Below are 15,072 nucleotides of genomic sequence, written 5' to 3' on the forward strand. Positions count from 1 at the left end.
GTCCACTACGTCCGTGACGTGTCGTTCGGCGAGGATGCCTCGACCCTGCGCACCGGCAACATCCCGGCCAACCTCGCGACCCTCCGCTCCGCTGTGATCAACAGGCTGCGTCGGGCGGGATACCGGTTCATCCCACCCGGCCGCCGTGACCACACCACCCCGACCGCCGCACTCGATCTCCACGGCTTTCCCTGACAAAACCGGTCAGACCGCGATCACGCCGGAGCCCTGGCTGAGCGTTACGGCGGTGAGGCAGCCGAGGCCCACGAGACTCCCGACGACGGGAAGTACCCACGGGGCCGCGCCGGGCACGGGAGCCTCAGGTACAAAGAACTCGCTGTCGCCCGGGTGGCACTCGGGGCAATGGTGGTGACGAGTGAGGCCACCGGGGCGTGTCTCGCAGTGCGGCCCGCAGCCGGAAAGTGGAGTGCCCATAGGGCAGACGATCCTCCCATCTTATACCCCGATGGGCGACGGCTCGGTCCCGGGTGACGCGAGTTCAACCTGCCGAAGCTGCTTGAGCATGGCGGTCACGTTCTGGGCCGACATCCCGAGGTGGCGGGCCACACGGGACTGGGCGCCCCGATTCCCCCGATGGAGCTCCTCGTATTGAACGAGCCGCCGGATGGCCCGGCAGTAGTCCAGGTGAGCTTCCTGGCGTGCGGCCTCCTCGCGCTCTCGCGCGGCATGGACCGCTCCTATCAGTCTGGATAGCTCGTCGTCGGGTTCGGCCACGACCCCATCTTAACATGGCCATTTGACGATTCTTCACATGGCCATTTACAATCGAGAAGTCAGCGCAGGATAAGATCCCAGGAGGTCGCAGTGGGCGTCACCTTCACCGCCACCGCCGCCGTCACCGGCTACCGAATGGTCTGCTGCGACGGGCAACGGCGCGATTTGCGCACCTGACCGATGGGCACCCCGATCCTTCGGATCGAGCGGGAGCACGCCGCGACCTGCACCGACTCAACCTGCATCGCCTACGAGGGCGGCATCCTGGAGGAGATCTACGCCGCCCCCATCGAACCGGTCGAGGTCAATAATGCCAACGCCTGCGCGGTCCTTGACGCGCTCGGCTACCCCACCGGCGTCAGCGGACTGGCCCGCGACCCCTTCGAGCCCTTCGACAACGCCGTCGGCGAGGCAAGCGCGGGACTCTTCATCGGCCGCGTTCTCGTCGCTCTGGAGCTCTCCCCTCATGACGAGGGGCTGCCGGACGTCGAGTCACGCGGCTCGCGGGGCGCTCGCTGGGTGGACTGCGGACGACGCGCTGGTTACCTCCAGGACACCCTGGCCCGACTCCACGGCCTTGCCGAAACCGCCCACGCCTACGGGCTGACGGTCACGTGGGCATAGGCGCCAGCACCAACCCCTTTTCCAGGAGGTACACCATGCGGCGGGAGCCCACCCAGATCGACGAGGTCTTTGGCCGCAACGGCCAGATGGTCTCGACTCGGGACCTGCACTCAGGCGACATCTTCATCCTCCGTGGCCAGGAAGAGATCTGCCGCGGCCAGGAGTTCGGCTACGTCCAGTACGGGGGCGTCGGCGAGTTCCCCCCCAGCAGCGTTCCAGAGGTCGAGTACGTCGGTCGCTGCACGCGCCTCCCGGAGCGTCCGGGGCGGCCGATCGTCCTGTTCTCCGACGACGACCCCCTGTGAGAAACCGCGCAGACGCGGTGCTACTGTACCGCGGCGTCAGCGACTACTCGGGTTGCGACCAACACGGCCGGGCCTATGCCACTACCGAGGACCTGTTTACCGAGATGGCACAGGACGGCTGGACATCCTTCGGGGCCTGGTGGTCCGACGACCCGGGTATGGCGACGTTCTACGCCGCGGGCGGCATCGTGGTCTCGGCGTGGTTCAAACGCCACGACGTCACCGATCCCGAGGACGCTTCGGGCCTACGTCGTCCGCGGCGGAGCTGTCGGGGCAGTGGAACAGGTCCGGACCGACCTCGGTGACGGCCGGTCCATAGAGCTGCCGCATCACGCGGACATGACGATCACTGCGTAACCAGCCGGCCAGAGTCGTACGCTGGAATTCGACGCCCCGCGCCCGTGGTCCTCCGCAGGTCAGCGCGCGGGGCGTCGTCTCCTTGTGGCACGAATGCGTGACAGGGTGCTTTCGCTTGGTGGAGTATCGCGCCATGCGGAGAGACCACGGAGGGTCGACCTTTCCCCCGTTTCCGGCGACACTCGGTCCGACGGCCAACCTGCGGAGGACAGCCCGATGGACCATGCCCTGCCCCAACCTGCCCCTTTTCCGATCGATCGCCGCCGCCTCGCGCACCTACTCCTGGCCGGCGTCACGGGCGCTGCCGCTATCGAGGCGGGAATCCCGGTGATGCCGCGGACAGACGTCCCGATCGTGATGATCGAATCAGTCGGCCGGACGATCCAGGCCCTCGCCGAGTCCTACTACACCCTCGACCCGCGCAAGGCGACGACGGCACTCAAGGGCGCCGAACGCAACCTGGCGGCGCTCCTGACCGGCGGACTTTCGACCAGACGGCTTCAGGATGTCAAGGCGATCTACGGTGGCGTCATGACCATGCATGCCACTGCCTCGACACAGGCGGGCGACCACGCCCGGGCGTCTCGGACCGCGCATCTCGCCAGCTCGCTGGCGGTCGAGACGGGCGACGCCCAGACGGCCGGGCACGCGCTGGGGGTCGTGGCGGGGGCGTTGCGGCAGCTCAATCGCCATCAGGATGCGCTGCGTGCGGCACGTCGCGCCCGGTCGCTGGCGGGCGGTTCTCCGTCGGGAGTCGGGGCGCTGCTCGAGGAGGCGATGGCCGCTGCGAGCATCGGAGACGCCTACACGGCTCTGGACGCCGTCACGGCCGCCGAGGAGGCGCACGCCAGACTCTCATCCCACGCCTGGGGGTCCCCCGGCTACCCACTGGGGACCTACCATCCGCTGAATCTGAAGATCTACGGCGGAGGGGCACTTGTCGCGGCCGGAATGCATGACGAGGCCGCGCCGCGCCTCCAGGAGGCCGCGAGCCTCCTGGACGAATCCTCGCCAGCCGGTCTACGGGCGTTCGTCTCACTCCTGCGGGCCAGCGCCGCGGTCGGGGTCGGGAACGTGAACGAGGCGCAGATCTGGGCGCACGACGGGGTGATGGCTGCCGGGGCTCGCCCGTCCGCCTGGGCGGTCCGGACGGTCGCGAAGTTGGAGCGGCAGGCGCCCGGCGAGTTCCGGGATCTGGTCGGCCAGACGCGGGAGTGGGGCTTCGCGGCCTGACGGGGTGGCGCTACCCGCTCGTGCGGCGCCCACCGTAGTTGCCGCCGTGGACGTGGTAGCGCCACGTCACCTCGTCTACTGGAGCGAAAATCCCGCCCGCATCGAGCAGGCGCAGCCACAGTCCCCGATCCTCGCGCGAGCTGGAGCTGGTACAAGGGTTCCCCAGGAATCCTCCGGCGTCCCGCAGAGACCCGGCCCGCGCCAGTACGGTGATCGGGATGTGGTTGCCGCGCCGTAGCCGATCCGGGCTGAACGGCTGCCCCAGCACCTCGAACGGGTCGACGTCGACGTTGCCGGTCGCCTCATGGACCCGCAGGCACGCCGGATAGATCAGGTCAGCGCCGGTACGCAGTGCGGCGGCGAGACAGGTCTCGATGTGGCGCGGCAGCAGCTCGTCGTCACCGTCGAGGAATGCGACGTACTCGGTGGTGACCGTATTGAGACCGCGCTGGCGGGTCGGCCCCGGCCCCGCGCCGTCCCGGTCGAGCTCGACCAGCGCGGCGGACGGCAGCGTCGTCTGGGCCATGACGGAGGCCACCGCACGGGCGAGGTAGCGCCGCGGCCGGAACGGCGTCGTGGGGATCACCATCGTGACGCCGGCACTCACGGTCGCCTCATCTCCAGCTCCTCCCGGCCGTCCCGGATGTTCTCGTGGTCAAGCCCGAGCATCTGGAGCGCCTCGGTGAGGTCGGCCGGTCCGACCCCGAGCCCGTGGGCCCCGCAGGCGAGGTGCAGCGCGGCCCGGTAGATGTCACGGTCCGATCCGGGTGGCGGTACGGGCGTACGCCGCCCGCGTCGCCACCGTGCTGGCGTTGGCCGGTCGTCAGGACCGGGCACGGCGGTAGGCGCCCTCCCACGCCGCCACGTTCCCCTCGACGGTGTAGCCGGCGGCGAGCGCGCGGGCCTTGATGCCCATCTCCTCTCGCATCGCGGGGTCCGCGACGAAGTCACGCAACCGGAGACCCCGCTCGTGGTCGCGGCGGATGAGGAACCCGGTCTCGCCGTCGCGGACGAAATCGGTGTACGGGCCGTAGTCACTGGCCACAACCGGGATACCGAGAGACGCGAGTTCCAGGTGCCGTAACGGCGCGAGCCCGACGTCGAAGTCGATCATCCGGTGGTAGTCTGCGACCGACCCGACCCACGGAGTGAACCGGGCGCGACCGGCTGGCAGGTGCATCCTCGACCGGTAATCGGTGCCCATCAGGTGGCAGGCCGCCTCAGGATTGCGGCGCAGGAACTGCCGCAGCGGGCCGGCGACCTCTGCGAGATCCATCTCGTGGGTAGCCGAGCCCGCCCACCCGACGGTGGTTTGCGCGCGGCGCGGCCGGTCGCGGGTCAACAGCGCCTCGGGGACGCAGTTGGGTAGGACGGCCACGTTCGGGTTGTGCTTGCGCATCACCGCGGCGAGCGGCTCGGTCGTCACGGTGACGAGCGAAGCCGCCGCCGCGTTGGCCCGGATGCGCTCCTGGACGTCGAGCCGGGAGAAAACCGCCGCTGCGGACCGGTTGGTGGGGTGGACGTGGAACAGGTCGTCGTCGATCTCGTAGACAAGCGTCCGCCCCTCGGTCGCCATGCGCTGCCAGGTCTGCGACGGCCCCGGCATGCAGACTCGTTGCCCCACGATGACGTCAGCGTCGGCCCATTCGGGGCGTAGAACCGTCGAAACATGGGTGGTGTACCCAAGGGCTCGCAGTGCCGTGAGAGGGAGTCCAAGGCGGTAGTACCCGCAGGCCGAGCCGTCCGCCGCCCATCCGAAGATCCTCACGGACCGCGAGAGTAGCGATATCTATCACCACAATGTGGCAGGCGCGCCAATGGCCGCTAGAAAGCGGGACCCCACGTGAGGAACTCCGTACCATCGTCCTCCGTGACGATCTGCGAGGTGTACTCCCCCACAAGTACGCCGGCCTCCTTCTGACGGCGGATCTCCCGCATCCAGGCGTTACGGATCGCCGTCAGGGTCCGGCGCCGGTCTGCGCTGGTGTCCGGCCCAGCCGGCGGAATGCCCTCCAGGCGCACCCGCCACCACCTGTCCGTCCCGGCCCCGATCCAGGCCGCGACTGGTTCGGCAAACACCCGCCGTTTGCCCCCGCGACAGGCAGCGCCCGGGGGCTCCGCGGGCTCCCCCGGCCCCGCGGCGATCCTGGCACCTTTGGGCGTCACGACGCACCTCCACGGGCAGCGGTGGCGTGTAGGCGGAGGTGTAGGGGTGTGATGGTGTAGGGCCGGAGTGCCACGACGAAACCGTACCGGGACACCCCCGACCACGACCACAAGGTCGCTGTCCGGATCACGGACGCGACGCTGGCCAGACGCGGCGGCCAGGGTCGTCATGCCGCCCCGTCGGCGGGCGTGCGCCGCCGACGGGCGTGCGCGAGGTCCAGGACCAGCCAGAGAACTTCGCCAGCGCGGCGCCGTTCAGACAGGCGAGCCGATGCCGGCGACAGACGGTTCCCCCGCTCGACCTCCTCCAGTACCGCGGCGAGCAGCACGGGCCCGACCCGGGCCGCAACCCGGCCGGTCCGCCCGGCCGCGCGGGCGATGCGCCCACCCGTTCCGCGGGGCAGCGTACTCGCGGCGGCCAGGTCGGTCCGCCCCCGGCGCCGCAGGTACGCGATCGCGAAATCGCCGATCACAACTCCTCCTTGATCGATTTCATGTTCTCCGGCGCCCCCTCCGAGCGAGAGCTCGAATCATCCGGAACGGGAGCCCGAGCAGGAACAGCAGCAGCGTTGTCTCGGGGATCCGCGGCAGCGCCAGGACCGCGCCGACTGCGACGGCGGTCCACAGGATCGATGAGCCCGCCCAGACCGCCAGGCCGAACAGGGCGGCGAGCAGGATCCAGCGGATCCAGCGATAGCGCGAGAGCGGCGTGATCAGCCAGCGGTGGCAGGGGTGCGCGCAGGCCGGGACGATCCCCCACCACGGCGGGTCGATCATCACCTTGTTTCGTCCCGCACCGCGGGTGCGGTAGAGCAGCTCGTGCATGTCCAGCGGGCGTTCGCTGCGGCGAGCACCGCACACCACGCAGCTCTTCAGGGTGAACCGGTGCTGCCAGTAACGCGCCTTCGCCGCGCGCCACCCGGGACCGTTGTGGTAGGCGCGGTAAGCGGACGAAAGTCTCGCCATCACCCCTCCACCACATGACCCAGTGTGGCCGCGTAGCGACACGCCTGGCACTGGATGACGCGCCGCAGCGTCTTGGCCCGACTGCCGAACAACTTCATGTTCATGGCCGCGGCTCCGGGATGTTGAACATGTAGAAGTGGCTGGCTGGCGCGAGGTCGTCTCCCTCGGAGTCCGGGGTAAATGGACCGCCCTCGTCGGCACGCAGATACGGCTCGCGCGTCCAGTGCTCCCGCAAGGTCGGGAGGTCGAGGAAGCGTGGTTCCGGCCCCTCGGTCGCCACCACGCAGACGTCGCGGCCCTCAGGGCCGATCCGCAGTGACCGATCCACGAGCTTCGTGGAATACGGGTCCTGGTCGCCGAAGACGGCGTCGGTCCAGTCGGCGTATTGCGCCGACTGCATCCGGCCACACGAGCATGCCGTGTTCCGCATCGCGGACCCGTCGTTGTCGAGGTGCCACGCGCCCGAGGGCACGAAGGCCCCGCAGCAGGAGAGGCAGGCGCCGACGGCCATCAGAAACGGGTCGCAGAAAGAGCGTCGGCAACGATCTGTTGATGGTCGAAAGCCAGGCCCTCGCCCAGGGCGTGTTCGACCGGCACCCACTGGGCGACGTCAGCATCGTCGCCGGCAGTCGGCGCGGGCGTGCCGGCCATCCGGGCCCGGTAGGCCCAGGTGACGTACCGGCCACGCGGGTCGCGGCCCGGCTCGGCGTACACCCCGACCAGGCGCAGGTCGACGACGGCCAGCCCGGTCTCCTCGACCAGCTCGCGGCGGGCGGCGTCCTCGGGGCGCTCCCCGGCGTCCACATGGCCGCCGGGTAGCGCCCACACCCCGGCGTAGGGCGACCAGCCGCGGCGGATCAGCAACACGTGCAGCACGCCGCCGCGGTCGGACAGGGCGACCACGTCGGCGGTCAGCCGCGCCGTCTCGCGGGTCTCGTCAGACATTGATCATCCTCTCTGGTTAGTGGAGGCGGGGGGTTACCGCCAGCCGGCGGCGGTCCAGCGGATGCGGGTGACCTCGGCGCAGCCGCCGCGGCACAGCGGGCTGTGGCAACCGGCGGCGTGCTCGCGGTCGTTCTCCTGCAGGACGTCGGCGAGGGTCGTCAGGCCGTCGGCTCGGGCGGAAGCGGCCTCGCGCTGCGAGACCCTGCGGATGGGGCGTAGGCGCATGGGTGTCAGTCCTCCTCGGGGGTGAGCAGGGTGTGGCGGCGCTGGGACCAGGTGGTGATCGTCACCTGGTCGGCGCCGGTCGGGTTGATAAGCGGCCCGCCGGGGACGGGGCTGCCGTCCTTCGTCCGGACGGTGAATAGCCATCCGCGTTTCGCCATGAGATGTCTCTCCTTCGAGGGCGGCGGGTAGGGAGTTATCCGGCGGGAAGCGGTGAGGCTCCCCGCCGGTTTCGGAATGGGGTCTGTCAGCGGCCATGAGGGGGAACACGACCATCCCCCGGTCAGCCAACGCCAGCGCCGATGCCAGAAGGCTCACCCGTACATCGCCCTGCATCCCAATGATTGCGCCAAGCGTCGGCGTGTTCGCCGCGACGGCGGTCACCTTGCAGCGTGCCTGCCCTGGACGGGTGCCCGGTGGGGGTGGGACGTGGGACAGGGACGTTTCCCGCCCGGCGCTGGCCCGTCTGTCCGGCCGCCGATGTGCCCCAGGGTCAGCGGGCCTGCCCTGGACGGGTGCGGTTCCGGCGGCGCTGGGCACTCGCGAGGGCGCTGGTATCGACCGCGCCGGGGTAGTCCCACGGTTCAGTGTCCCGCTCTGAGAGCGCGAGCTTTTCGTCTTCTCTCAGTTGGGCATGCAGCCGCTGAGTCTCGTCGTGGTCGGCCATGGGGCTTTTCTCCGTCCTTACTCTTGTCGTCGTCTGCCACTCGGAATTCCTTCGCCGCGCGGAACGGGGAGACCTTGCGGCCAGGACGAACCCACCCTGGGCAGGTAGACCCATCACGGCCTCCTCGCATACACGCCGACCGCGGGAAGCTCCACGCCCGGCTGAAGGCTTTCCGCGTCGTACAGATGCGCGTCGGATTCGAGGACCCGCAACGCTGCGGCGGCCGTTACTGCATCCGACTCGTCCATCTCGGCGAGCGATGCAAGTTCAATCTCGGCGAGATCACCCGCCTGGCTGCGCAGCCGGTTACGAAGCCGGCCCAGGTCCCGGTCCAACCCTGCGGCCCGCCACCCGGCGCGACTCAGACTCGGGTGGCGTCCGGTTGCCCATGCCTGCTCGTTGCCGGTCTGGCAGTCCAGATCCGTCTCCCAGAGCCTCCCGGCCAGATCCGCGGCCGAACGCCGACCCCTCACGGCCGTTCCACCTTCTTCTTCACTTCCTGCTCCTTTCCCGTTCTCTTTCTCTTCCATCGGTTACAGCCCCTCCTCGGATGCCTCGGAGTCCCGGGATGCGGTTATCGGGCTGACCTGGATCTGCCCGTACATCCCGGTTCCGTACTCGAGTGCCCGCATCACGTCATCCGGGCCTCCGTAGCCATACAGGTCCGCGTCATGGGGCATGGACAGTACATACTCACGCCGTTTGGCCATATCGGCTCCCCTGGTTCCTCGGCTCGTTTTTACTCGTCCGACTCCTCACGCAGGAACGTGAAGCTGTGGACAATCACATCAGTCTGGCCCCGAACGCGACCTTAGAAATGTGGTCGCCCATTTCACCCACCTGACCTCTGGTCGTAACCGGATTCCGGAGCCAAAGTTCGGTTGCGCCTTCACCATGAAGGCCATCCGGAGTCTGGAAACCGTAGTTCATCTAGTAGTAGTGCTTCCGTGTCATGAAGTCCTCCTTGATTACTTGTGTCGGTGTCAGGGCGTCGGGTAGCCCGGGAGCCAGCCTGTCCCGGGCCTGGCTTCGAGTTCTTCACGCGGCTCGGGGGCATCGAGCTCCTCCAGCTCGACCACGGGTTCCCCGGCCCGCCAGTCGCGGGCCGCCGCGATCGCGGCAGATGCCGCGACCAAGGGGAACAGTCGCTGGTCGTCACCGCGGGCCGCCCCACGGACCTGCCGCCGTAGATCCTGGTCGTCGCCCGAACCGTCCGGGAGGACCGGAGAGACGAACGGCGCCAGGATCGAGGTGCCGATGATGTGCGCGACGTCGCGCGGACTCGGGCTCATCACCGCCCCCTCCAGGGCACCCGGCGGAACACCGTGGTTCCTCTGGCCACCACCCCAGCCACGAAGGCCAGAGCACCGGCCGCCAGCGAGACCTCGGAGGCGAGCGACGCCACCAGGGCAAGCAGCGCAGCCCAGAACATCACGACCACCCCGCAGCCGACCATCGGGCCACGAACTCGCCCTGGTCGCTTCGCGCATGCCGCACGGCCTCGATCGCCGCGAGGTCGGGCATGATCCGACGAGCAGCGACCGAGCCGTAAGGAGGCAGGGGGTTCGGGACCGGCACCGCGATGTACTGGTAACCCTCCAGTTCACTGCCGTCGCGGTCACGGTAGACGGTGCTGTCGCGTCCGGAGTCAAACTCGACTGAGATGCCCGTCAGCTTCTGCTGCGCCTCGTCGAGTTCGCTCGCATATGTCCAGTCGGCCGGCTTGATCTCGTAGCCGGGCGGGGTGTCAATGCCCGCGAAGGCGGCGTCGAGTTCTTCCATGACCTCGACAAACCGGGCCTGCCAGTCGGTCGGCATGGCCTCCGCGAGCACGCGGGGCACGACCTGGTAGCTGGCGTACGACAGGCCGAAGTAGGTATGCACGGATCTGTGCGGCATCTTCACCCCTCCGAGTCGTCGTCGGCGAAGTCGCCGGGCCGGGAGGCGGCGAGCAGGGCGCTGTACGCCTGGGACGCGGCGGCGCATCCGAGGGCGTGGCCAATCGCGGCCGAGGACGCCTCGGCCGCGACGCGGCCGGAGCCGAGAGCTTCGGCCACCTCTTCGGCCCACTGGGCAGTACGGAAAGCCATGTCGACCAGGTCGGACCGCACGACCTCGTGAGGCTGGTAGTACTCGCTCATGATTCATACCTCGCGAATGGGTTCGGCGGGGTCGACCTCGGACCAGGAGCCGCCGCCGTCGGGCTTCGGCATTCCGTCGTCCTCGGGACCGGCGGCGCGCAGGCCGGCGAGCATGTTCTGAATGGCCGGCAGGTTCGAAGGCCCTCGCATCGCGAGGACCGCGGCTCGGCGGTCGGCCTCCCGCTCCTCTGGGGTCGGGTAGTTTAGGCGGGCCAGGCGGGCCGCCCGTTCGGCGATCTGGTCCGGGCGAAGCGGCTTGCCGTGCGGGCTGTCGATCCGGCCGGTCCGGAGCATCGGCGTCAGGTCCGTCCAGGGCGCGACCCGCATCGTGCCGGGCTCCTCACGGTCTCGGACGGGCGCGAGGCGAGTAAAGCATTTCCAGCAGTGCTCGGGCTCGTCGCGGCCGATCAGCCGCGAGAACGTCCCGACCTTGATGGTTCTCCCACAGCTTTTGCAAGCGGGGCGCCGCTTCTTCCTGGTCATCAGGACCCACCGCGAAACGACTGCTGACGCTGAAGGTAAGACCGCTCGGCGCGCCCTGCCAGATTCCCGGTTGGCGACAAAGTCATGAGCATCCTTTCCGTAAAGTTTGGCCTACTGCTTTCGGGCTACGGCGATGACCGCCGCAAGGTAGCGCGCACGGTTACCGCGGGACAGGTTCCGACGAACGGCATCGATCACCTCGCGCAGGATCGGCGCCCGATCGTCAGGCTCCACCGACACCGCGATCTCGAGGAAGAGGTCGATGCGCTCGCGGTCAAAAAAGACCGTCCGCGCATCAGCAAGGGCCTCCTCGCGCAGCGCGCCAAGGTCGAGGACGATCGCGGGGTCCGCGGTCACAGGGAGCTCTTTCACGTAGCCAAGATGCCGGGGTCGGGGGTGTCGGGCGAACATCAGCCGACCTTGCCCAGGCCGGCGTTCGCGATCGAAATCAGGATGATCAGCAGGACGAAACTCATGTCAAACGCGACCGAGCCGAGCCTTAGCGGCGGAATGCGCTTACGCAGGGGCTTGAGCGCCGGATCCGTGGTCGTGTAGACGAGCTCCAGTCCGAGCGCGACCATCCGGTGCTTGGATTCCAGGACCTTGGCCAGTACCCGCAGGCGGGCGAGTAGGTCGATGCCCCAGCGGATCACGAGGAGTCCGACATAGGTCGCCAGTGCGATGCCGGCGACAAGAGCGGCGATGTGCACGTCAGTCTCCGTTCTCAGAGGAACTCGCGGCGGCCCCCACGGGCTCGCGATCGGGGGCGGGGCGGTTGCGGCGACGCTTGCGGCGCTTCACGAAGTCCCGCTCGGCCACGCCGGGGTCGGGTTCGTTCGCTGCGGACTTCTCCGCACGTCGGCCGCCGTTTGCCAGGACGTCCTCCAGCCCCTCGGCTGGCACCAGAACGCTCCAGGAGCCGGACTCCTCGGCCGTGGCGATAACACCGCGCTCCTCCAGCTCGGCCAAGAGCATCGAGGTCTCGTCCCAGTCGGTGCCGAGTTTGGCCTCCAGGAGCTTGGAGGTGGCGACCTGGGTCGTGACGACGATCATGATAGCCGAGGCGATGAGCTCGGGGTCCAGGCCAGAGCCCGCGATGGGTTGGACGGCCGGAGCCTTGGCGGCGGACCTGGCCGCCGAAGCGGATGACTTCGGCGCCGGAGCGGGGGCGATCTCGGGGGTGGACTTCGTGAGCACGGCGCGCTGTTGCGGAACCGCCTCGATCGCATCAAGCACTACCCGAGACGGGTCGAGCGTCGCGAGAATCTCGGCACTCGGTGCCTCCAGCATCTCGACCTCGGTCCGCTCCGGCAATCCGCGCAGCCGCAGGGCGGCGTTGAGCACCTCGACCCGCTCGGACATTGGTTCCCCGGGCCGGCGCTTGTCGTTGATGAACGCGCTGCGCATACGTACTGGGTAGCTCTCGGTGGCGAGTAGGTAGTTGATGCCTTGCGGCGACCCCATCTCGATCTTGTGGCCACCATAGCCGAGCTGCGCCCAGGCCTTGTCGCCCAGAACCGCGGTGGAGGCTTCCACCGTCGTGCAGCGGAAAACCTGCTTGAGGGAGATCAGGTCCCGGATGAACGTCGGGATGACGTCCCCGGACGGCTTAAGGGTTGAGCACACCAGGTGGTAGCCAACCTTGCGCAACCGGCCGATGATGTCGAAGAGTAGGAACGCGAACTCGTTCGCGATGTCTTTGTTTGGATGCTTGGTCAGCGCCAACAGCTCATCAATGAAGATCCACGTGGTCGCTTCTCCCCTGGTGACGTTGGCACGCGGGAGACCGGCCGCCTCGCGGGCGTCCGCCAATCCGGCCATCGCCTCCAGCGTCGCCATACCCTCCGCGTGCAGACGTCGCAGAAGAAGTAGCGCATCGATAGCGGTCCAGGCAGTGCCGGCCTCGCCGCCCTCCGCGAGGGGCGCCCAGAAGCCGAACTCGGCGCCACCACTCGGGTCGATAAAGAACATTCGGGCCGCCTGGTCGAGACTGACGGCAGCGATGTCGACATGCTCAGCGGTCGACTTTCCTGACCCTTGCTCCCCACCGGAGAGCTTGTTCTTCTGGAAAACCGTCTGGCGTACCGGTTCTCCGTTCTCGTCGTTGCCGACATGCCATGGGTCGGCAACGGAACGGCCCGCAAAATTCGGGTCCCGGATCTCGGCCAGGTGCTCCCACACCACGGTCTCACCGAGGGTCTCGCGACGACGGATGTTCAGCTCTACGTGCCCGTAGGACAGGAGCTGCTTGGCGACCGAAGCCGGCTCGTTCGGCACGCCCGGGGTCGCTCGCCGAGCGACCGCGACCGTCCTCGTCATGACGCGCTTGCCAGCACTCGGCGGCGGCGAGACCGGGCGCACCGAGACCCGTCCGCGCAGGAGCCCGGACAGCGTCTGGGCCAGACGCATCATGACTTCTTCCGAGAGGCCATCCGGAATCTTCATGACCAGGCGCGAGCCGGCCTTCGTGGGCTCGGGCATCTCGACCCGTACCGGCCTGCCCTCGGGATGCAGCAGCGTCGGGGGCTCGCCGAGGCCGAGCTTTGTGAACGCCTTCTCGACTGCCCGACGCTCGCGACGCCCCTGGGCGCCGTCGGAGCGCTGGTAGAGCCCCGCGACCGTCAGGCCGGTCGCGGCGACCGTGAGGCGCCAGGGCGAACTGAAGTCAAGCAGGTCGGACTCGACCCCGGGCCCGAGCGGGCCAAGGGGATCCGCCCCAAGGGCGGACAGCACGTAGAGGGAGCCGGCACCGGCTACGGGTGTTGCGATGTCCCCCCAGGACTGCCAGCGCCGTCGCCCAGTGGCTGTGACGCGAGCCGTCCCGAGGGTTAGGCGCCAAGTACCGGCGACCCACTTGCGCGGGTCGCCGTTCTCGTACGCCGAGAGGGGCCGACGCTTGGCCGGGTGCTGCTTAGCCGATCCCATGCGTGTCCCCCCATCCCTGTGGCCGGTGCCGTTGGCGTGTCATGCATACAAGCCTACACACGCCTACGAGTGATGTAAAATGGAAATGTGAAGATGGCGGTGACAGAACCGAACAGCCAGGAAGGGCAGAGCATGAGCGGCACCAACGGCACCGGCCCGGCCCTCGCGGCCGTGGCGGATGAGAAGGACGTAGGACTACGGGAGCCTACGGTCATGACCACGGCGGAAGGCGTCGTCGGCAAGAAAGCCAGGAGGGGCCCGGCGCTGTCGATGACGGAGAAGCTGTGGCGAGCTGTCGCCGTGGCCCTCGCGGTCGTCATCGTCACCCCGACGGCGCTGTCCGGTATCCACCTATTCGAGTGGGCTCACGCAAAAATCGACGGCCTCGGGCTCGCGATCTGGGTCGCCTGGCTACCGATTGTTGCCCTCGACGCCACCGCCGTGGTGGGGGTCGGGATGGTTACCATCGCCGCACTCCGAGGGGAGCACGGCGGAGCCTTCCACGTCGTTGCCTGGTCCATCGCCCTGGTCAGCGCAGGCATCAACTACGGCTACGGGACGACCACCGGCGCGAAGTGGGATGAATTTTTCTTCCCGATCATGTCGATCTCCGGCCCAGCGCTCTTGGAGATAACCCTCGCATTCTTGCGGCGGTGGCGACGCATAGATGCCGGACTGCGATTCCAGGGGCTCAAACTCAAGGACTTCGGTAAGCGATGGCGGCCCGGCGTGGCAACTAGGGAGACCCTGGGCGCGTGGCGGGTTTCCCAGCGGGAGGGGATCACTGATCCCAAGATAGCCATCGACATCTACCGGGAGACCGTTCTCCTGCGCCAGATCACCGGCCCGGACGCCCTGCGGATCGCGTTCGACCGGATCGGCACCCATGACCCCTTCGAGGCCCAGCTGTGGCTACTGGGACGCGGGATCGAGGTTGACGCCGCCAGCGTCGAGGACGCTCTGGCGCCACGCAGCGTGCTGGAGTTCGTCGCCGGAAGCCCGGACGGCGTCACCGCGGCCGAGGTCGCGGCGTGGAAGTACGGCCGCGGTGAGCCCGACGACGTCGAACGCGCTCGGCGCGAGCTCGACCGGCTGGCGCCGGGCATCGTCAGCGACGGCAAGGGAGTGCGCGGCAAGGCCGTGCGCTACCGGGTCGCCTCCTCGAACGAGACGGAGCTGACCGGGCTTGGGATGACCTCATGAACGGCATCCCTGCCAGCCCTCGATTGGCCAGGACGACCGCGACGAGACCGAACCGCCGTTCTGGCCGCCCACCCGGCCGCCCCGCCAGCGTGCGGGGTGG

26 protein-coding genes and 1 pseudogene are annotated in these 15,072 nt (G+C 68.6%); 6 read left to right on the plus strand and 21 right to left on the minus strand.

Annotation, left to right across the window (positions count from 1 at the left end; all coding sequences use genetic code 11):
* Positions 1 to 195 (plus strand): annotated as a pseudogene (locus tag AC08OP_RS09000) (ISAs1 family transposase); the annotation flags it as partial.
* A gap of 261 nt (positions 196 to 456) precedes the next feature.
* Here AC08OP_RS09000 and AC08OP_RS09005 read toward each other — a convergent pair.
* A complete protein-coding gene (locus AC08OP_RS09005; RefSeq protein ID WP_476613778.1) occupies positions 457 to 735 on the minus strand; it encodes a hypothetical protein in 279 nt (92 codons plus the stop codon).
* Positions 736 to 915: 180 nt separating this feature from the next.
* Between AC08OP_RS09005 and AC08OP_RS09010 the strand changes: the two genes are divergently transcribed.
* The 4 genes from AC08OP_RS09010 (at position 916) to AC08OP_RS09025 (ending at position 3,254) form a co-directional block, all read left to right on the plus strand.
* Positions 916 to 1,359 (plus strand): hypothetical protein, encoded by a 444-nt coding sequence (locus AC08OP_RS09010; protein ID WP_476613779.1) that lies wholly within the window; start codon positions 916 to 918, stop codon positions 1,357 to 1,359.
* Between the two features lie 35 nt (positions 1,360 to 1,394).
* Positions 1,395 to 1,664: a hypothetical protein gene (locus tag AC08OP_RS09015; RefSeq protein WP_476613780.1), complete on the plus strand. Its 270-nt coding sequence runs from the start codon at positions 1,395 to 1,397 to the stop codon at positions 1,662 to 1,664.
* Complete coding sequence (locus AC08OP_RS09020; RefSeq protein ID WP_476613781.1) at positions 1,661 to 1,969, plus strand: hypothetical protein; 309 nt, start codon at positions 1,661 to 1,663, stop codon at positions 1,967 to 1,969. Before AC08OP_RS09015 ends, AC08OP_RS09020 begins: the two co-directional genes overlap by 4 nt.
* A 268-nt stretch (positions 1,970 to 2,237) precedes the next feature.
* Positions 2,238 to 3,254, plus strand: a complete 1,017-nt coding sequence (locus AC08OP_RS09025; RefSeq protein WP_476613782.1) for a hypothetical protein — start codon at positions 2,238 to 2,240, stop codon at positions 3,252 to 3,254.
* Positions 3,255 to 3,264: 10 nt separating this feature from the next.
* Here the strand turns inward: AC08OP_RS09025 and AC08OP_RS09030 are convergent, their stop codons facing one another.
* The 20 genes from AC08OP_RS09030 to AC08OP_RS09125 form a co-directional block, all read right to left on the minus strand.
* The gene (locus AC08OP_RS09030) at positions 3,265 to 3,861 is read right to left on the minus strand and encodes a glycosyltransferase family 2 protein (protein WP_476613783.1); all 597 of its coding nucleotides are present in this window, start codon (positions 3,859 to 3,861) and stop codon (positions 3,265 to 3,267) included.
* Positions 3,858 to 4,091, minus strand: coding sequence for a hypothetical protein (locus AC08OP_RS09035; RefSeq protein ID WP_476613784.1), 234 nt, complete (start codon positions 4,089 to 4,091; stop codon positions 3,858 to 3,860). The genes AC08OP_RS09030 and AC08OP_RS09035 overlap by 4 nt, the downstream gene beginning before the upstream one ends.
* Positions 4,078 to 4,860, minus strand: a complete 783-nt coding sequence (locus AC08OP_RS09040) for a glycosyltransferase (protein ID WP_476613785.1) — start codon at positions 4,858 to 4,860, stop codon at positions 4,078 to 4,080. Before AC08OP_RS09040 ends, AC08OP_RS09035 begins: the two co-directional genes overlap by 14 nt.
* A 218-nt stretch (positions 4,861 to 5,078) precedes the next feature.
* The gene (locus tag AC08OP_RS09045; protein ID WP_476613786.1) at positions 5,079 to 5,420 is read right to left on the minus strand and encodes a hypothetical protein; all 342 of its coding nucleotides are present in this window, start codon (positions 5,418 to 5,420) and stop codon (positions 5,079 to 5,081) included.
* A gap of 167 nt (positions 5,421 to 5,587) precedes the next feature.
* A complete protein-coding gene (locus AC08OP_RS09050; RefSeq protein WP_476613787.1) occupies positions 5,588 to 5,893 on the minus strand; it encodes a hypothetical protein in 306 nt (101 codons plus the stop codon).
* A 19-nt stretch (positions 5,894 to 5,912) separates the two neighbouring features.
* The gene (locus tag AC08OP_RS09055) at positions 5,913 to 6,386 is read right to left on the minus strand and encodes a hypothetical protein (protein WP_476613788.1); all 474 of its coding nucleotides are present in this window, start codon (positions 6,384 to 6,386) and stop codon (positions 5,913 to 5,915) included.
* A 100-nt stretch (positions 6,387 to 6,486) separates the two neighbouring features.
* Complete coding sequence (locus AC08OP_RS09060; protein ID WP_476613789.1) at positions 6,487 to 6,897, minus strand: hypothetical protein; 411 nt, start codon at positions 6,895 to 6,897, stop codon at positions 6,487 to 6,489.
* On the minus strand, positions 6,897 to 7,331 hold the full coding sequence (locus tag AC08OP_RS09065; protein WP_476613790.1) for an NUDIX domain-containing protein: 435 nt from the start codon (positions 7,329 to 7,331) through the stop codon (positions 6,897 to 6,899). Before AC08OP_RS09065 ends, AC08OP_RS09060 begins: the two co-directional genes overlap by 1 nt.
* A 33-nt stretch (positions 7,332 to 7,364) precedes the next feature.
* Positions 7,365 to 7,556 carry a hypothetical protein gene (locus AC08OP_RS09070; protein WP_476613791.1) on the minus strand — a complete coding sequence of 64 codons (192 nt, stop codon included), beginning with the start codon at positions 7,554 to 7,556 and terminating at the stop codon, positions 7,365 to 7,367.
* A gap of 5 nt (positions 7,557 to 7,561) precedes the next feature.
* Positions 7,562 to 7,714 (minus strand): hypothetical protein, encoded by a 153-nt coding sequence (locus AC08OP_RS09075; protein WP_476613792.1) that lies wholly within the window; start codon positions 7,712 to 7,714, stop codon positions 7,562 to 7,564.
* 619 nt (positions 7,715 to 8,333) lie between these two features.
* A complete protein-coding gene (locus tag AC08OP_RS09080; RefSeq protein ID WP_476613793.1) occupies positions 8,334 to 8,693 on the minus strand; it encodes a hypothetical protein in 360 nt (119 codons plus the stop codon).
* A 60-nt stretch (positions 8,694 to 8,753) separates the two neighbouring features.
* Positions 8,754 to 8,930 (minus strand): hypothetical protein, encoded by a 177-nt coding sequence (locus AC08OP_RS09085; RefSeq protein ID WP_476613794.1) that lies wholly within the window; start codon positions 8,928 to 8,930, stop codon positions 8,754 to 8,756.
* A gap of 273 nt (positions 8,931 to 9,203) precedes the next feature.
* The gene (locus AC08OP_RS09090) at positions 9,204 to 9,512 is read right to left on the minus strand and encodes a hypothetical protein (RefSeq protein ID WP_476613795.1); all 309 of its coding nucleotides are present in this window, start codon (positions 9,510 to 9,512) and stop codon (positions 9,204 to 9,206) included.
* Positions 9,512 to 9,652: a hypothetical protein gene (locus AC08OP_RS09095; RefSeq protein WP_476613796.1), complete on the minus strand. Its 141-nt coding sequence runs from the start codon at positions 9,650 to 9,652 to the stop codon at positions 9,512 to 9,514. The genes AC08OP_RS09090 and AC08OP_RS09095 overlap by 1 nt, the downstream gene beginning before the upstream one ends.
* Positions 9,652 to 10,119 carry a hypothetical protein gene (locus AC08OP_RS09100; protein WP_476613797.1) on the minus strand — a complete coding sequence of 156 codons (468 nt, stop codon included), beginning with the start codon at positions 10,117 to 10,119 and terminating at the stop codon, positions 9,652 to 9,654. The genes AC08OP_RS09095 and AC08OP_RS09100 overlap by 1 nt, the downstream gene beginning before the upstream one ends.
* Before the next feature lie 2 nt (positions 10,120 to 10,121).
* Positions 10,122 to 10,361, minus strand: coding sequence for a hypothetical protein (locus tag AC08OP_RS09105; protein WP_476613798.1), 240 nt, complete (start codon positions 10,359 to 10,361; stop codon positions 10,122 to 10,124).
* Positions 10,362 to 10,364: 3 nt separating this feature from the next.
* Positions 10,365 to 10,688, minus strand: coding sequence for a hypothetical protein (locus AC08OP_RS09110; protein ID WP_476613799.1), 324 nt, complete (start codon positions 10,686 to 10,688; stop codon positions 10,365 to 10,367).
* A gap of 267 nt (positions 10,689 to 10,955) precedes the next feature.
* Complete coding sequence (locus AC08OP_RS09115) at positions 10,956 to 11,201, minus strand: hypothetical protein (RefSeq protein ID WP_476613800.1); 246 nt, start codon at positions 11,199 to 11,201, stop codon at positions 10,956 to 10,958.
* A 53-nt stretch (positions 11,202 to 11,254) separates the two neighbouring features.
* Positions 11,255 to 11,554: a YggT family protein gene (locus AC08OP_RS09120; protein ID WP_476613801.1), complete on the minus strand. Its 300-nt coding sequence runs from the start codon at positions 11,552 to 11,554 to the stop codon at positions 11,255 to 11,257.
* Between the two features lies 1 nt (position 11,555).
* Positions 11,556 to 13,769, minus strand: a complete 2,214-nt coding sequence (locus tag AC08OP_RS09125) for a hypothetical protein (protein ID WP_476613802.1) — start codon at positions 13,767 to 13,769, stop codon at positions 11,556 to 11,558.
* A 132-nt stretch (positions 13,770 to 13,901) separates the two neighbouring features.
* Between AC08OP_RS09125 and AC08OP_RS09130 the strand changes: the two genes are divergently transcribed.
* Complete coding sequence (locus tag AC08OP_RS09130) at positions 13,902 to 14,972, plus strand: hypothetical protein (protein ID WP_476613803.1); 1,071 nt, start codon at positions 13,902 to 13,904, stop codon at positions 14,970 to 14,972.
* The last annotated feature ends 100 nt before the right edge of the window (positions 14,973 to 15,072 follow it).

It is taken from the genome of Frankia sp. CeRuru1 (assembly GCF_977966315.1).

Bases quoted from the DNA above. Each gene is read 5' to 3' on its own strand.
- AC08OP_RS09025 (WP_476613782.1), top strand. From the start codon at position 2,238: ATGGACCATGCCCTGCCCCAACCTGCCCCTTTTCCGATCGATCGCCGC.
- AC08OP_RS09015 (WP_476613780.1), top strand. From the start codon at position 1,395: ATGCGGCGGGAGCCCACCCAGATCGACGAGGTCTTTGGCCGCAACGGC.
- AC08OP_RS09095 (WP_476613796.1), bottom strand. From the start codon at position 9,652: ATGTTCTGGGCTGCGCTGCTTGCCCTGGTGGCGTCGCTCGCCTCCGAG.
- AC08OP_RS09085 (WP_476613794.1), bottom strand. From the start codon at position 8,930: ATGGCCAAACGGCGTGAGTATGTACTGTCCATGCCCCATGACGCGGAC.
- AC08OP_RS09055 (WP_476613788.1), bottom strand. From the start codon at position 6,386: ATGGCGAGACTTTCGTCCGCTTACCGCGCCTACCACAACGGTCCCGGG.
- AC08OP_RS09070 (WP_476613791.1), bottom strand. From the start codon at position 7,556: ATGCGCCTACGCCCCATCCGCAGGGTCTCGCAGCGCGAGGCCGCTTCC.
- AC08OP_RS09065 (WP_476613790.1), bottom strand. From the start codon at position 7,331: ATGTCTGACGAGACCCGCGAGACGGCGCGGCTGACCGCCGACGTGGTC.
- AC08OP_RS09040 (WP_476613785.1), bottom strand. From the start codon at position 4,860: ATGCCGGGGCCGTCGCAGACCTGGCAGCGCATGGCGACCGAGGGGCGG.
- AC08OP_RS09130 (WP_476613803.1), top strand. From the start codon at position 13,902: ATGAGCGGCACCAACGGCACCGGCCCGGCCCTCGCGGCCGTGGCGGAT.
- AC08OP_RS09060 (WP_476613789.1), bottom strand. From the start codon at position 6,897: ATGGCCGTCGGCGCCTGCCTCTCCTGCTGCGGGGCCTTCGTGCCCTCG.
- AC08OP_RS09105 (WP_476613798.1), bottom strand. From the start codon at position 10,361: ATGAGCGAGTACTACCAGCCTCACGAGGTCGTGCGGTCCGACCTGGTC.
- AC08OP_RS09125 (WP_476613802.1), bottom strand. From the start codon at position 13,769: ATGGGATCGGCTAAGCAGCACCCGGCCAAGCGTCGGCCCCTCTCGGCG.
- AC08OP_RS09075 (WP_476613792.1), bottom strand. From the start codon at position 7,714: ATGGCGAAACGCGGATGGCTATTCACCGTCCGGACGAAGGACGGCAGC.
- AC08OP_RS09010 (WP_476613779.1), top strand. From the start codon at position 916: ATGGGCACCCCGATCCTTCGGATCGAGCGGGAGCACGCCGCGACCTGC.
- AC08OP_RS09090 (WP_476613795.1), bottom strand. From the start codon at position 9,512: ATGAGCCCGAGTCCGCGCGACGTCGCGCACATCATCGGCACCTCGATC.
- AC08OP_RS09100 (WP_476613797.1), bottom strand. From the start codon at position 10,119: ATGCCGCACAGATCCGTGCATACCTACTTCGGCCTGTCGTACGCCAGC.
- AC08OP_RS09110 (WP_476613799.1), bottom strand. From the start codon at position 10,688: ATGCGGGTCGCGCCCTGGACGGACCTGACGCCGATGCTCCGGACCGGC.